The 14,891-nt window shown below is 62.4% G+C and carries 16 protein-coding genes; 14 read left to right on the top strand and 2 right to left on the bottom strand.

What is annotated here, in order from left to right; all coding sequences use genetic code 11:
* Positions 1 to 52: 52 nt before the first annotated feature.
* The 5 genes from ACODTD_RS17785 (at position 53) to ACODTD_RS17765 (ending at position 5,478) form a co-directional block, all read left to right on the top strand.
* Entirely contained in the window at positions 53 to 1,363 is a 1,311-nt protein-coding gene (locus tag ACODTD_RS17785; RefSeq protein WP_011332840.1) for a citrate-proton symporter, read from the top strand.
* Complete coding sequence (locus ACODTD_RS17780) at positions 1,360 to 2,817, top strand: amidase (RefSeq protein WP_285356769.1); 1,458 nt, start codon at positions 1,360 to 1,362, stop codon at positions 2,815 to 2,817. Before ACODTD_RS17785 ends, ACODTD_RS17780 begins: the two co-directional genes overlap by 4 nt.
* Positions 2,818 to 2,876: 59 nt before the next feature.
* The gene (locus ACODTD_RS17775) at positions 2,877 to 3,647 is read left to right on the top strand and encodes an IclR family transcriptional regulator (protein WP_285356771.1); all 771 of its coding nucleotides are present in this window, start codon (positions 2,877 to 2,879) and stop codon (positions 3,645 to 3,647) included.
* Positions 3,648 to 3,728: 81 nt separating this feature from the next.
* A complete protein-coding gene (locus tag ACODTD_RS17770; RefSeq protein ID WP_011332843.1) occupies positions 3,729 to 4,319 on the top strand; it encodes a YceI family protein in 591 nt (196 codons plus the stop codon).
* Position 4,320: 1 nt separating this feature from the next.
* On the top strand, positions 4,321 to 5,478 hold the full coding sequence (locus tag ACODTD_RS17765; protein ID WP_323150793.1) for a phospholipase D-like domain-containing protein: 1,158 nt from the start codon (positions 4,321 to 4,323) through the stop codon (positions 5,476 to 5,478).
* Positions 5,479 to 5,629: 151 nt separating this feature from the next.
* On the opposite strand, the gene bglX is transcribed toward ACODTD_RS17765, so the two are convergent.
* Positions 5,630 to 7,921: a beta-glucosidase BglX gene (gene bglX / locus ACODTD_RS17760; protein ID WP_108559965.1), complete on the bottom strand. Its 2,292-nt coding sequence runs from the start codon at positions 7,919 to 7,921 to the stop codon at positions 5,630 to 5,632.
* Here bglX and ACODTD_RS17755 point away from each other — a divergent pair.
* From ACODTD_RS17755 to ACODTD_RS17735, 5 genes are all read left to right on the top strand, one after another.
* Positions 7,920 to 8,156 (top strand): hypothetical protein, encoded by a 237-nt coding sequence (locus ACODTD_RS17755; RefSeq protein ID WP_139831639.1) that lies wholly within the window; start codon positions 7,920 to 7,922, stop codon positions 8,154 to 8,156. The two genes, bglX and ACODTD_RS17755, sit on opposite strands and share 2 nt — an antisense overlap.
* A gap of 24 nt (positions 8,157 to 8,180) precedes the next feature.
* Positions 8,181 to 8,789, top strand: coding sequence for a LemA family protein (locus ACODTD_RS17750; RefSeq protein WP_323150912.1), 609 nt, complete (start codon positions 8,181 to 8,183; stop codon positions 8,787 to 8,789).
* Between the two features lie 13 nt (positions 8,790 to 8,802).
* On the top strand, positions 8,803 to 9,555 hold the full coding sequence (locus ACODTD_RS17745) for a TPM domain-containing protein (protein ID WP_489105061.1): 753 nt from the start codon (positions 8,803 to 8,805) through the stop codon (positions 9,553 to 9,555).
* Between the two features lie 28 nt (positions 9,556 to 9,583).
* Complete coding sequence (locus ACODTD_RS17740) at positions 9,584 to 10,201, top strand: TPM domain-containing protein (RefSeq protein WP_192559989.1); 618 nt, start codon at positions 9,584 to 9,586, stop codon at positions 10,199 to 10,201.
* Positions 10,202 to 10,291: 90 nt separating this feature from the next.
* Positions 10,292 to 11,524, top strand: a complete 1,233-nt coding sequence (locus tag ACODTD_RS17735; RefSeq protein WP_489105060.1) for a class I SAM-dependent methyltransferase — start codon at positions 10,292 to 10,294, stop codon at positions 11,522 to 11,524.
* On the opposite strand, the gene ACODTD_RS17730 is transcribed toward ACODTD_RS17735, so the two are convergent.
* The gene (locus ACODTD_RS17730; RefSeq protein ID WP_039772745.1) at positions 11,514 to 12,428 is read right to left on the bottom strand and encodes a DMT family transporter; all 915 of its coding nucleotides are present in this window, start codon (positions 12,426 to 12,428) and stop codon (positions 11,514 to 11,516) included. The two genes, ACODTD_RS17735 and ACODTD_RS17730, sit on opposite strands and share 11 nt — an antisense overlap.
* 169 nt (positions 12,429 to 12,597) lie before the next feature.
* On the opposite strand from ACODTD_RS17730, the gene ACODTD_RS17725 reads away from it, so the two are divergent.
* The 4 genes from ACODTD_RS17725 to ACODTD_RS17710 all read left to right on the top strand — a co-directional run bounded on the left by ACODTD_RS17725 (position 12,598) and on the right by ACODTD_RS17710 (position 14,869).
* Positions 12,598 to 13,179: a DJ-1/PfpI family protein gene (locus ACODTD_RS17725; protein WP_007957909.1), complete on the top strand. Its 582-nt coding sequence runs from the start codon at positions 12,598 to 12,600 to the stop codon at positions 13,177 to 13,179.
* A 22-nt stretch (positions 13,180 to 13,201) separates the two neighbouring features.
* Entirely contained in the window at positions 13,202 to 13,546 is a 345-nt protein-coding gene (locus ACODTD_RS17720; protein ID WP_011332849.1) for a YegP family protein, read from the top strand.
* Between the two features lie 154 nt (positions 13,547 to 13,700).
* The gene (locus ACODTD_RS17715; protein WP_011332850.1) at positions 13,701 to 14,345 is read left to right on the top strand and encodes a hypothetical protein; all 645 of its coding nucleotides are present in this window, start codon (positions 13,701 to 13,703) and stop codon (positions 14,343 to 14,345) included.
* A complete protein-coding gene (locus tag ACODTD_RS17710; RefSeq protein ID WP_011332851.1) occupies positions 14,345 to 14,869 on the top strand; it encodes a hypothetical protein in 525 nt (174 codons plus the stop codon). The genes ACODTD_RS17715 and ACODTD_RS17710 overlap by 1 nt, the downstream gene beginning before the upstream one ends.
* Positions 14,870 to 14,891 lie beyond the last annotated feature (22 nt).

Raw genomic sequence — 14,891 nt, 5'->3', positions numbered from 1 at the left:
CGCAGGTGCGCACGCGCCTGCGTGGTCAACCCACAGCTTCTGGAGAATCCCCATGCAGACTTCGAACGCAGGCGTTTCGCGCACCCGGCAAGTGGTCGCCGCCGTCATCGGCAACGCCCTGGAATGGTACGACTTCATCGTTTATGGCTTTCTGGCGAGCATCATCGCCCGGCAATTTTTCCCGTCCGACGACGACTACGCTTCGCTGCTGATGGCGCTGGCGACTTTCGGCGTCGGCTTTTTCATGCGGCCGGTGGGCGGCATCCTGCTCGGCATCTACTCCGACCGCAAAGGTCGCAAAGCCGCGATGCAAATGATCATCCGCCTGATGACCGTGTCCATCGCCCTGATCGCGTTCGCGCCGAACTACGCCGCCATCGGCATGGGCGCGCCGCTGCTGATCGTGGTGGCGCGGATGCTTCAGGGTTTTGCCACGGGCGGTGAATACGCCAGCGCCACGGCGTTTCTGGTGGAGAGCGCGCCGGCCCATCGCAAGGGCTTGTACGGTTCGTGGCAACTGGTCGGGCAATGCCTGGCGGTGTTCAGCGGCGCGGCGATGGTGGCGCTGGTCACGCACCTGTTTTCCCCCGAGGCGCTGGATAGTTGGGGCTGGCGGATTCCGTTTGTGCTCGGCCTGTTGATCGGCCCGGTGGGCTTGTGGATTCGCAAGCACATGGAGGAACCGGAAGAGTTTCTCGAAGCGCGCAAGAAAGCCAAAGGCGCCGCGCCGGGCCTGTGGCAGGTACTGCGCGAACATCGCCGCAGCCTGTTGGTGTCGATGGGCCTGGCGTGCGGGGCGACGGTGTCGTTTTACGTGGTGCTGGTGAACATGCCGACCTTCGCTCACAAGAACCTCGGCCTGCCGCTGGATCAGGTGTTGCTGGTGCAGATGCTCGCGGTGGGGTTGATGACCGTGGTGATTCCGTTCTCCGGCGCACTGTCGGATCGCCTCGGTCGGCGGCCGGTGCTGATGGCTTTCACCCTGGCGTTTTTCGTCATGGTCTATCCGCTTTACGTGTGGGTCGCGACGGCGCCGTCGATCGAGCGTTTGCTGGTGATGCAACTGCTGCTGTGCACGGCGATTGGGGGGGTCTTCGGCCCGGCCCCGACGGCATTGGCCGAGCAGTTTCCGATTGAGGTGCGCTCCACCGGTGTGTCGGTGGCCTACAACGTAGCGGTGATGGTGTTCGGTGGTTTCGCGCCGCTGATCGTCACCTGGCTGAGCAAAGTTCTGAACACCCCGGTGGCGCCGTCGTTCTATGTCTTGTTCGCTTGCCTGCTGACCCTGCTCGGTACTTACTGTTTGCAGGAGGCACCACGCGCGAAGAAATCCGTTGCGCTCAACCTGGGAGTGAAACCGTGAGTCCGTTAGCCATTGATCCGATTGTCGCCCTCGACGCCGATGCGCTGTCCCGGGCGATCCATGCCCGCAAGGTGTCGTGCCGCGAGGTGATGCAGGCCTACCTGACGCACATTGATCGCTTCAATCCGGCGGTCAATGCGCTGGTTTCGCTGCGCCCGCAAGACGTGCTGCTGCGCGAGGCCGATGAATGCGATCGGCAACTGGATCGCAGCGAGTCCCGAGGCTGGATGCACGGCATGCCCCAGGCGATCAAGGACCTGGCGGCCACTGCCGGACTGCGCACGACCCTCGGCTCGCCACTGTTCGCCGAGCAAGTGCCGCAGCACGACGCGATCAGCGTGGCGCGGGTTCGCGACTGCGGCGCGATCATCATCGGCAAAAGCAACGTCCCGGAATTCGGCCTCGGTTCGCAGACCTACAACAGCGTGTTCGGCACCACCACCAACGCCTACGATCCGAGCCTGATCGCCGGCGGCAGCAGCGGCGGGGCGGCGGTGGCGCTGGCCCTGCGCCTGCTGCCGGTGGCCGACGGCAGCGACATGATGGGCTCGCTGCGCAACCCGGCGGCGTTCAACAACGTGTTCGGCTTCCGCCCGTCCCAGGGCCGCGTGCCTCACGGCCCGATGCCGGAAGTGTTCGTCCAGCAACTGGCCACCGAAGGGCCTATGGGGCGCACGGTCACCGACGTCGCGCGATTGCTCTCGACCCAGGCCGGCTACGATCCGCGTGTGCCGTTGTCGCTGGCCGATGAACCTCGGGATTTCGGGCTGGATCTGCAACAGGACTGCAGTGGCCTGCGCCTCGGCTGGCTCGGCGATTACAACGGCTATCTGCCGATGGAAGACGGCGTGTTGAGCCTGTGCGAATCGGCGCTGGCGAATTTCAGTGCGCTGGGTTGCCACGTCGAGGCCTGTCAGCCGGACTTTTCCATGGAACGCCTGTGGCAGACCTGGCTCACCCACCGGCATTTTCTGGTGCAGGGCAGCCTCGGCGCGGCGTATGCCGATCCGCAAAAGCGTGCGCTGCTCAAACCCGAAGCGCAATGGGAAATCGAGGGCGGTTTGCGTCTGACGGCAGCCGAGGTCTATCAGGCGTCGGTCGCGCGCAGTGAGTGGTATCGCGCGTTGAGCGAGTTATTCGAGCGTTACGATTTCCTGCTGTTGCCCACCGCCCAAGTGTTCCCTTTTGATGCACAGCAAGCGTGGCCGCGAGTCGTCGGCGGGCGGACCATGGACACCTATCACCGCTGGATGGAGGTGGTGATCGGCCCGACCCTGGCGGGGCTGCCGAGCATCAGCGTGCCGGTCGGTTTCAACCCGGCCGGGCTGCCGATGGGCCTGCAAATCATCGGTCCGGCCCAGGCGGATCGGGCGGTGCTGCAACTGGCCTACGCCCATGAACAGTTGACCCGCTGGGTCGAACGGCGACCGCCGGCATGCCTGCAATCAGCCTGAGCGGCCCGCATCTTGCTGCACGAAGTGATCTTTCATCCGCATCCATGGAGGTCGAACACATGGGCAGCAAGGCAGACACCGGCAGCGTGCGCTCGGTCGAACGGGCGCTGGCCATCGTCGAGTTGCTCGGCGAGCATCAGGCGTTGGGGCTGGAAGAGTTGCACTACCTGACGACTCTGCCCAAGGCCACGGTGTCGCGGATGCTCGCGACCTTGCAGGAGCAGGGCTGGGTCTATCGCGGCCTCAGCGATCGCCGCTACCGGTTGTGCGCCAAGCGACTGTTCGGTGACCGTCAGCAACGTTTCAAACGCCACCTGGTGGAAAGCGCCGCGCCGATGCTGCTGGAGCTCAGCGAGCGCACCGGGTTGGTGGCGGATCTGTCGTGCTTCGACGGCGAGCGGGTCGAAGTGATGGAAAGCGCGATCCCTCAAGTGCTGCGCAAACGCTATCCAACTAACTGCCAGATCGTCGGCCATCACGCGAGCCTGTTTCATTCGGCGATGGGCCGCGCGTGCCTTGGCGAACTCGATAGCCGGGACGTGAAACGTCTGGCCGAACGCGAACAGTTGGCGGATGACGGTGTATTGCAGGCCACCGAACAAGCCTTGCATCAGGGCTTCGGCCAGCGCACCGAAGGTTATTGGGAATACCCCGTGCGCCTGCCGTTCCTGATTCGCGCGGTGGCCTTGCCGATCCGTGCGCAAGGGCGGCTGGTCGGCAGCATGGCGCTGCACTGGCCGATGGATCAGGCGCCGGTGGAGCGGGTGCTGAGCCTGCACCTCAACAGCCTCGCGTCGACCATCGGCGAGGTGCAGCAGGCATTGGCCTGAGTGTTTGCACAGACTGACAGTTTGCAATAACGCCAAGGCCAGTTAAGGTTCGTGCACGTTTATCGGCCCCACGAGTCTTCAATGTTCAACCGTTCTCTGTGCAACGCCTTCGCCGGCCTGCTGCTGGGCGCCGCTGCGCTGCCGGCCCAGGCCAACTGGTATCTGGACGGCGAGTCGTCGCGGCTGTCGTTCGTCAGCACGAAAAACGCCAACGTTTCCGAAGTGCAGCGCTTTCTGGTGCTGCACGGCAAGGTCGATCCCGATGGCCGCGCCGAAGTCGAAGTCGAGCTGGACTCGATCAACAGCGGCATCCCGCTGCGCGACGAGCGCATGCGCAAGGAGTTGTTCCAGATCGAGCAATTCCCCGAAGCGACCATCACCACCCAGATCGACCTGCGCCCGATCAACGATCTGGCCCCCGGCGCGCAGCTGGAATTGCGCCTGCCGTTGACCGTCAACCTGCACGGCAAGCAACACGAATACCCCGCCGAACTGCTTGCCACGCGCCTCGATGACCGACGCTTTCAAGTGGTGACGCTGGAGCCGCTGGTGATCAGCGCCGAGGATTTCGATCTGCTGCCGGGCCTGGAAAGCCTGCGCAACCTGGCCGGCCTGTCGGCCATCAGTCTGTCGGTGCCGGTGGGTGCGGTGCTGATCTTCACGGCGCGCTGACATGCGCGGCGCGGTGTTTCCGTGGCGTGATGGCAACCGCTTCGAGCTGTTGATCGACGGCCCGCAATTCTTCCCGCGCATGCTCGACGAGATTGCCCGCGCCCGTGAGCAGATCGAACTGGAGCTGTATCTGGTGGAAGCCGGTGCCTGTGCCGAAACCATCGTGCAGGCACTGGTGCTGGCGGCGGAGCGGGGCGTGCGGGTGCGTTGCCTGTTCGATGATTACGGCAGCCTCGCGTTTACCCTCACGCTGCGCCGGCGGCTGACTGGTGCCGGGGTCGAGCTGCGTTTTTACAACCGGCTGAACTGGCGGCGCTGGGTCGGCAATTTCTATCGCGATCATCGCAAGCTGTTGCTGGTCGACCAGCGTCTGGCGGTGGTCGGCGGCACCGGGGTCACCGATGAGTTCTGGACGCCGGGCCACGACACCAGCGAATGGCATGAGGTCATGGTGCAGATCACCGGCCCGCTGGTGCTCGACTGGCAGTTGTTGTTCGACCGCCAATGGATCGCCAACCGCCATCGCCGGGCGTGGCGGCCCAATGCGCATTTCGGCCTGCCACGACTGCCGCGCGTGCCGGACACGGGCGAGGGCATGGGCCGTGTGGCCTACGCCGACGCCCGCCAGCATCGGGACATTCTGCAATCGCTGTTCCGCGCCTTGAACAGTGGCCAAAAGCGTATCTGGCTGGCCACGCCGTACTTTCTGCCGACCTGGAAAATCCGCCGCTCCCTGCGCAAGGCTGCCGCTCGGGGGCTCGATGTGCGTCTGCTGCTGACCGGACCGCGCACCGATCACCCGTCGGTGCGTTATGCCGGGCACCGCTACTACCCGCGCCTGCTCAAGGCCGGGGTGAAAATCTACGAATACCAGCCGTGTTTCCTGCACCTGAAAATGGTGCTGGTGGACGACTGGGTGAGCATCGGCTCGTGCAATTTCGATCACTGGAATCTGCGCTTCAATCTTGAAGCGAATCTGGAAGCGCTGGATCCGTCACTGACGGCAGCGGTGGCGGCGAGTTTCGAGAAGGACTTCGGCCTGAGTCAGCAGGTGAGTCTGGAGGAATGGCGAAAACGGCCACTGTGGCGGCGGGTGAAGCAGCGGATCTGGGGCTGGGTGGATCGGGTGGTGGTCAACTTGCTCGACAGACGCGGCTAGTCGCAGTTGATCGTTCCCACGCAGAGCGTTGATCGTTCCCACGCTCCGCGTGGGAATGCAGCCCGGGACGCTCCGCGTCCCAAAGCGGACGCAGAGCGTCCATTGAGGCATTCCCACGCGGAGCGTGGGAACGATCGGTTAGCTTTAACAGTTACAGCAGTTCAAAGCTCTGCTGCGTCACGTCCTGGGAGTCCAGGCCGATCTGCACGTTGAACTTGCCAGGCTCGGCCGCGTACTTGAGCTGGGCGTTGTAGAACTTCAGGTCATCCTCGGTGATGGTGAAGTGCACAACCTTCTGCTCGCCGGCCTTGAGCATGATTTTCTGGAAGTTCTTCAGCTCCTTGACCGGACGGATCATCGAACCGGTGACGTCCTGGATGTACAGCTGCACCACGGTTTCGCCGTCACGCTTGCCGGTGTTCTTGACCGTGACACTGGCGTCGAGCTTGCCGGTGGCGTTCAGGGTGGTCGAGGACAGCGCCATGTCGCTCAGGCTGAAATCGGTGTAGCTCAGACCGAAACCGAACGGGAACAGGGGACCGGTGGTGTCATCGAAATACTGCGAGGTGTAGTTGCCCGGTTTGCCCGGCGTGAACGGCCGGCCAATGCTCAAGTGGTTGTAGTAGGTCGGGATCTGGCCCACGGAACGCGGGAAGGTCACCGGCAGCTTGCCCGACGGGTTGTAGTCGCCGAACAGCACGTCGGCGATGGCGTTGCCGCCTTCGGTGCCGCTGAACCAGGTTTCCAGAATCGCGTCAGCCTGTTCTTTCTCTTCGAGGATCGTCAGCGGACGGCCGTTCATCAGCACCAGCACCAACGGCTTGCCGGTGGCTTTCAGGGCACGGATCAGCTCACGCTGGTTTTCCGGGATGTTCAGGTCGGTGCGGCTCGACGATTCGTGAGACATGCCACGGGACTCGCCCACGGCCGCGACGACCACGTCAGCGTCTTTGGCGGCTTTCACCGCTTCGTCGATCAGCACGTTGGCCGGGCGCGGGTCATCGACCACTTCCGGGGCGTCGAAGTTGAGGAAATTCAGGTAATCGAGAACCTTCTTGTCGCTGGTGATGTTGGCGCCACGGGCGTAGATCAGGTTCGCCTTGTCGCCGATCACATTGCTCATGCCGTCGAACAGGGTCACCGATTGCGCCGGACGACCGGCGGCGGCCCAACTGCCCATCATGTCGATCGGGGCCTTGGCCAGCGGACCGACCAGCGCAACCTTCGCGGTTTTCTTCAGCGGCAGGGTTTCGTTCTGGTTCTTCAGCAACACCAGGCTGCGACGCGCCACTTCGCGGGCATCGGCGCGGTGCAGGCGACTGTCGGCGTAGGTGTCGGCCGGATCGTCTTCGGCCTTGCCGATGCGCAGGTACGGATCCTTGAACAGGCCCATGTCGTACTTGGCGGCGAGCACTTCACGCACCGCGTTGTCGATGTCTTTCTGCTCGATCTCGCCGGACTTGAGCAGCCCCGGCAGCTCTTTGCCGTACAGGGTGTCGTTCATGCTCATGTCGATGCCGGCCTTGATCGCCAGCTTCGCCGCTTCACGACCGTCGCGGGCCACGCCGTGCTTGATCAGTTCGAAAATCGCGCCGTGGTCGCTGACCGCCAGCCCCTTGAAGCCCCACTCCTTGCGCAGCAGGTCGTTCATCAGCCAGGTGTTGGCGGTGGCCGGGATGCCGTTGATCGAGTTCAGCGCCACCATCACGCCACCGGCGCCGGCATCAATTGCGGCGCGGTACGGTGGCAGGTAGTCCTGGTACATCTTTACCGGGCTCATGTCGACGGTGTTGTAGTCGCGACCGCCCTCGACCGCGCCGTACAGGGCGAAGTGCTTGACGCTGGCCATGATGCTGTCGGCCGCGCTCGGGGTCTCGCCCTGATAGGCCTTTACCATGACTTTGGCGATGCGTGAGGTCAGGTAGGTGTCTTCACCGAAACCTTCGGAGCTGCGGCCCCAGCGCGGGTCGCGGGAGATATCGACCATCGGCGCGAAGGTGATGTCGAGGCTGTCGGCGGCGGCTTCCTTGGCTGCAACGCGCCCGGACCGGCCAATGGCGTCCATGTCCCAGCTCGATGCCAGGGCCAGTGGAATCGGGAAAATCGTACGGTGACCGTGGATCACGTCGTACGCGAAAAACATCGGAATCTTCAGCCGGCTGCGCATGGCCGCGTCCTGCATCGGACGGTTTTCCGGGCGGGTGATCGAGTTGAAGGTGCCGCCGATGTTGCCGGCGGCAATCTCTTTGCGGATCAGCTCGCGGGGCATTTCCGGGCCGATGCTGATCAGGCGCAACTGGCCGATCTTCTCGTCGAGGGTCATTTGTTTCATCAGATGACTGATGAACGCGTCCTTGTTTTCCAGGGGGACCGGGGTCGTGGCGGCCAGTACTTGATGACTGGCCAGGCTGACGAACAGGCCCAGCAAACACAGCTTCTTCATGAATAGTTTTCTCAAGGGCCTAAACGGCGTTACAACACCGGCCAGCCAAAATGTAGGGAGCGACTATTGTTGTTCGGGTGCTGATTCAGAAAACGACAGCCGAATGTACGTCGAACGTCTCGGCGACATGATCGCGCAGGGCCTCTTTTTAGCCCATCGGCCCGCCGCAATCCAGTGGCGGGGCGATTATGCCGCAACCGCCGGCCAAGAATGTTTCGCGATTCATTATTCATGAAATATGTAAGGGAGCACCCGTCCGATGAATGTCAGTCCTGTCTACCGCTCGCGTTTGCAGGTCGCCACCCTGCTGGTGCTGGCCACGTTGTTGACCGCTTGCGGCATCAACAACATCCCGACCCTCGACGAACAGGCCAAGGCCGCCTGGGGCCAGGTGCAGAACCAGTACCAGCGGCGCGCCGACCTGATTCCCAATCTGGTGGAAACCGTGAAGGGCTACGCCAAGCATGAGGAAGAAACCCTGACCGCGGTGATCGAGGCCCGGGCCAAGGCAACGTCGATCCAGGTCGATGCCAGCACCCTCGACAACCCGGAAAAACTCAAGCAGTTCCAGCAGGCGCAGGATCAACTGACCGGTGCCTTGAGCCGGTTGATGGTGGTGTCCGAACGCTATCCGGACCTGAAGGCCAACCAGAACTTCCTCGCCCTGCAATCGCAACTCGAGGGCACGGAAAACCGCATCGCCGTGGCCCGTCGTGATTTCATTCTGGCGGTGCAGAAATACAACACCGAGATCCGCACCTTTCCTGGTCGCCTGTGGCACAGCGTGATGTACAGCGATCTGCCGATCCGTGAGACCTTCGAAGCCACCAGCCCCGCTGCGGACAAGGCCCCGGAAGTGAAGTTCTGAGCCGGGGATGCCCATGCGTGTGTTGAAGATGGGCCTGGTGCTGATGTTGTGGCTGTTCACCGTCAGCGCCCGGGCCGAAATGACCTTTCCGGCGCTGACCGGGCGGGTGGTGGACGACGCGCAGATGATCGAGCCGTCGGTGCGGGCGCAACTGAGCCAGCAGTTGCAGGCCCACGAACAGGCGACCGGCGAGCAGTTGGTGGTGGTGACGCTGCCGAACCTGCAAGGCGCCACCATCGAGGACTATGGCGTCGAACTCGGCCGGCACTGGGGCATCGGCCAGAAGGACAAAAACAACGGCGCGCTGTTGATCGTCGCCCGTGACGAGCGCAAATTGCGCATCGAAGTCGGCTACGGGCTGGAAGATCGCCTGACCGATGCCCAGAGTTCGGTGATCATCCATCAGGTGATCACGCCATCGTTCAAGGCCGGCAATTTCAGCAAGGGCATCAGCGACGGCGTGGCGGCGATGCTGGTGGTGCTGGGTGGCAATCCGCTGGACGAACCGTCCACGGTGTATGAATCGGCTGGCGATCCCGCGGATGATTTCGTCTCGCGCCACCCGGCGTTGTTCGTATTTCTGGTGATGTTGTTCATCCTGACTGTTTTTGTCTGCCAGATGCTCGGTATCCTTCCCGCCGGCCGGGGCGGCTCCGGAGGAGGGGGCGGCTTTGGTGGCGGAGGTTTTGGCGGCGGCGGTGGAGACGGGGGCTTCAGCGGCGGCGGTGGCAGTTTCGGCGGGGGCGGGTCCTCCGGCGGCTGGTGATAACAATAATGAGCAGGCACTTCACGACATGGCATTACTGACTGAACACGAACAACGCAAGGTCGCCGAGGCCATCGCCCGAGTCGAGCGCGACACCGACGCCGAACTGGTGACGGTGCTCGCGGCCCGCGCCGACGACTACGCGTACATCCCGCTGCTGTGGGCCAGCCTGCTGGCGCTGGTGGTGCCGGGGATCGTGCATTACCTGACGGGCTGGCTGACGATGCACAGCCTGTTGCTGGTGCAGTGGGTCAGTTTTGTCGTGCTGTGCCTGGTGTTTCGTCTGCCAAAGGTCACCACTCATCTGATCCCGCGCCACGTCCGCCACTGGCGCGCGTCGAACCTGGCCCGCCGGCAGTTTCTCGAACAGAACCTGCACCACACGGTGGGCAGCACTGGCATGCTGATTTTTGTCTGCGAGGCGGAGCGGTATGTGGAGATTCTGGTGGACGAAGGGATTTCCAGAAAGCTGGATAACAAGAGCTGGGATTCGATTGTCGCGGTGTTTACCGAGCAGGTGCGACAGGGGCAGACGTTGCAGGGCTTTGTCACCTGCATTGAAGCGTGCGGCGAGTTGCTCAAGGTGCATGTGCCGGTGACGCAGGTGAGGAATGAGTTGCCCAATCGCTTGGTGGTGTTGGGATAAGCCGTTCGGGAAATTAGCCGTGCCCTCGAACGCCATCCCCCCTAAACTAGCGTCCATTCCTGATTTGCCCGTCCGAGGCCGCTTTTTCCCATGTCCGTTACCGCTCCTTCCGCATCTGCCAAACCGGCGCCCGATCACCACGCCCGGTTCATCGAGCTGCTGCAAACCAGCCTCGAACAGAACGGCTTCATCAAACTGGTGCTGGCCAAGTACGTCGGCGAAGAAGCGGACCTGCAGCGGATCATCATCAAACCGGTGACGGTCAAGGCGCAGCCGTGCCTGTCCTTCGTTTATCGCTACAAGACCCGCGACATCACCAAGAACCTGCCATTGGACGAAGCGGTCACGACGATTGCCGGGCTGCTGCCGGCCGCGTTCAAAAATGCGCATTTGCTGGCGTTGACTGACGAAGCCCAGCTCGAATACAGCAAAAAGGGCAAGAGCTCGCTGTTCATGAGCAAACCTCAGCAATTGCGTGAAGTGCCTTCCGCCGAGCACAACCGCGAGAAGAACCGCTTTCTCGATCTGAACCGGCCGTTCCTCAAGGATCTGGGCGTGACCAATGCCCAGCACGAGCTGATTCCAGCGATGTCGCGCAAGTGGAAGCAGATCAACAAATTCATCGAAGTCTTCAGCCACGCGCTGACCTCGTCGCCGCTGGCCCTGGACAAACCGGTGCGGGTGGCGGATTTCGGTTCAGGCAAGGGTTACCTGACGTTCGCCATCCATGATTATTTGCGTAACACGTTGAAGGCCGAGGGCGAAGTGACCGGCGTCGAGTTGCGCGAAGAGATGGTCAATCTGTGCAACACCGCCGCCGCGAAGCTGGAACACCCAGGGCTGGTGTTCAAGTGCGGCGATGTGCGCAGCGTGGCGCCGAGCGAGCTGGACGTGATGATCGCCCTGCATGCCTGCGACATTGCCACCGACTACGCGATCCACACCGGCATCCGCTCCGGCGCCTCGATCATCATGTGCTCGCCGTGCTGCCACAAACAGATCCGCTTGCAGATCCAGAGCCCGGCGCTGCTCAAGCCGATGCTGCAATATGGCCTGCACCTGGGCCAGCAGGCGGAAATGGTTACCGACAGCCTGCGCGCGCTATTCCTCGAAGCCTGCGGTTACGAGACCAAGGTGTTCGAGTTCATCTCGCTGGACCACACCAACAAGAACAAGATGATCCTCGCCGTGAAGCGCGCCGAGCCGGTGGACCCGACTCAGCTGCTGGTGAAGATTCAAGAGCTCAAGGCGTTCTACCAGATCAGCGAGCACTGCCTCGAAACCCTGCTGCTCGCTGACGGCCTGCTGACGCTCAAGGCTTGAGCTGAACCCCGGCCGGTAGCGTGCCCGGTTGAGCCGGGCGCACCGCGGTCTTGCGCCCGAGCATCACCGTCGCGATCACCCCGCAGGCGAACAGCCAGGTGATCGGCTCCACGTGTTCACCGAAGAACAGCGCGGAAAACGCGATGGTGAAGAAGATCTGCAGCAACTGGATCTGACTGACCCGGGCAATGCCACCCATGGCCAGCCCGGCGTACCAGGCGAAGAAACCCAGGAACTGCGAAAACAGCGCGACGTAGCCGAAGGCCCACCAGGTTTTCGCCGACACCGCGCCCTGATGCTGGAAAGCCAGATACAGCACCGGGCCGATCAGCAACGGCGTCGACAGCACCAGCGCCCAGCAGATCACCTGCCAGCCGCCCATCTCCCGGGCCAGACGCCCGCCTTCGGCGTAACCCAGACCGCCCACCGCAATCGCACCCAGCATCAGCAAATCACCGGCCTGAATGCTGCCGGCGCCGGTGTACAACGCATAACCCAGTACCAGCGCACTGCCCAGCGCGGCGCAGGCCCAGAAGGCTTTCGACGGACGCTCATGGGACAACCATGCGGCGTACAGCGCCACGCACAGCGGCTGCAAACCGTTGACCAGCGCACCGTGGGACGCCGGCAAGGTCTGCATGGCCCACGCCGACAACACCGGGAAACCGAGAATCACCCCGGCAATCACCAGACTCAGACCTTTGACCTGCTGCCAGGTCGGCCACTTTTCCCGTCGCCACAACAGCAGCGCCGCTGCCGGAATTGCCGCAAACAAGGCGCGGCCGAGGCCGTTGAGCAGCGGATGCAGTTCCTGCACCACGATGCGGGTGAAGGGCAGGGTAAGGCTGAAAATCACCACGCCGAGCAGGCCGAGGGCCATGCCGGTGTTTTCGCGCGAAGACATGAGGGCAAACCGATTCAAAGGTGGCAGGGAGGTGCCTTCATCTAGCCACAAACCACGGCAGTCGGGCTGTTACAGCTGAGCGCAGAGTTATCCATACAGTTTGCGAACGCCATCGCGGTCCTTGGGCTACTGTGAATATTCCTGCGTATTCACCCGAGGAGCCCTGCCCATGGCCGCGAAAAAGATTCTGATGCTGGTCGGCGATTACGTCGAAGACTACGAAGTGATGGTGCCGTTCCAGGCCCTGCAAATGGTCGGTCACACCGTGCATGCCGTGTGCCCGGACAAGGCCGCCGGCAAGACCGTGCGCACCGCGATCCATGACTTTGAAGGCGATCAGACCTACAGCGAGAAACCCGGTCACCAGTTCGCCCTGAACTTCGATTTCGCCAAGGTCGATGCCAAGGATTACGACGCCTTGCTGGTGCCCGGTGGGCGTGCGCCGGAATACCTGCGGCTGAACGAAAAAGTCCTGGAACTGGTGCGCGCCTTCGACAAGGCCGGCAAGCCGATTGCGGCCGTCTGTCATGGCGCGCAACTGCTGGCGGCGGCGGGGATTCTCGAAGGTCGCGAGTGCAGTGCTTATCCGGCCTGTGCCCCGGAAGTGCGCTTGGCCGGCGGCACCTACATCGACATCCCGGTCACGGACGGCCATGTCCAGGGCAACCTGGCCACCGCGCCCGCCTGGCCGGCGCACCCGAAATGGCTGGCCGGTTTCCTCGGTTTGCTTGGAACCAAAATCACCCTGTGACACATCGATAAGGAGAAACACCATGTCCGGATGGTATGAGTTGAGCAAAAGCAGCAACGGCCAGTACAAGTTCGTGCTGAAAGCGGCGAATGCCGAAACCATTCTGACCAGCGAGCTGTACACCAGCCGCACGGCCGCCGAAAACGGCATTGCCTCGGTGCAGACCAACAGCCCGCTGGACGAACGTTACGAGAAAAAGTCGACGAAGGACGGCCATCCGTACTTCAACCTCAAGGCGGCCAATCATCAGATCATCGGCAGCAGCGAGTCCTATTCATCGGATGCGGCGTGTGCCAAAGGCATCGCCAGCGTCAAGGCCAACGGGCCGTCCAAGGTGATCAAGGACAAAACCCTGCCGGTGCTTTGACCCCCCCGTGACATTCGGTCGCCAAATCTTTGGCGACTGAATTCTGGCTATGTGCCATCATTTCGCTTATCCTCCGCCGCCAATCCATGGAAGGGGCGCCGAGATGACTCTTTCGCGGATTTTTTGAACAACCGCTGCCAGAGTTTTCCTGCCAATGATCCGCTTTTTCGCTGTCCTGACCCTGCTGCTCGGCTTGAGCGGCTGCTATAGCCTGTCTCCTACAAAAATCGATGATGAACTCGCACCGAGTGCCGATTCCGGCACGGCGTATCTGGTGGGTGTGGTTGGCATCTGGCCGAAAGCGGCCTATGCAGCCCAGGAACAGATGCTGCTGATCCGCAAGCGTGGCAGCGACGAGTTCGCCAGTGCGCGCCTGCACAACGAGTTCTATGCCCGCACGGCACGGGACGTGCGCGAGACCGGCCGTGGTATCGGCACGCTGTTCGTGATGCCGCTCAAACCCGGACGCTACGAGATCTACAACGTGCGATTCGATCGCGGCAGATCGGTGTCCTGGAGCCGTGAAGACTTCACCATCGGCATGCAGCTCGAGGCGGGTAAGGCTTATTACATCGGTGACTTCCGCGCCGGCTGCGTGTCCCCCAGCGACAGCACCTGCCTGTTCCTGCACAGCGATCACCTCGAACGCGACGCCGCGCTGGTCCGCGCCGGGTATCCGCAAGTGCCCGGTCTGCAACGTCTGGACATGCCGAACCTGTACACCGCCACTCCGTTCATTCGCGAAGAGAACGGCACCAGCGCCTCCGTCTACAAAGCCATGCTCTCGGGGAAATTCTGATGCTCATCAAACGTCTGCTTCTGGGTTTGCTTCTGCTGCTCGGCGGTTGCCAGGCCACTCATTCGCTGAAAGCGCCGGATGTCGATTACAGCAGCCAGCAATTGCCGGCCATCAACGTCAGTGTGATCGGCATGCCAAGCTGGATGCTGCGTGACGAATTGCGTCGGCGTGGCACCTTTGAAGAAGTGAAGGCCGGTCGCAGCGAAGACGGCTACAACGTACTGGTGGTCGCCAACAGCGATGTCGGCGGGATTCAGCCGCAGATGCTTCTGAGCGCCTTCACTCTGTTTCTGGTGCCGGTGCCGGTGAGTTTCGACAGCACGGTGGTGTTCAGCCTCAGCCATGGCAAGCAGATACTGGGCGTCTACACCGTGAAGAACCACACCGAATCCTGGCGCGGCGCATTCAACGCCTCGGGCGGTCAGTTCGAACACATGCGCTTGATCAGTGACACGTTCATCGCGCAGATTCTCAAGGATCAGCCGTTCCACCGCGAAGCCATGAAACGCGCCGCCAGCCTCTGATCGACGGCCACAAAAAATCCCG

It is taken from the genome of Pseudomonas sp. FG35 (assembly GCF_057809295.1).
Note: the sequence above shows the minus strand (reverse complement) of the source record. Positions and strands in the feature narration are given on the sequence as shown.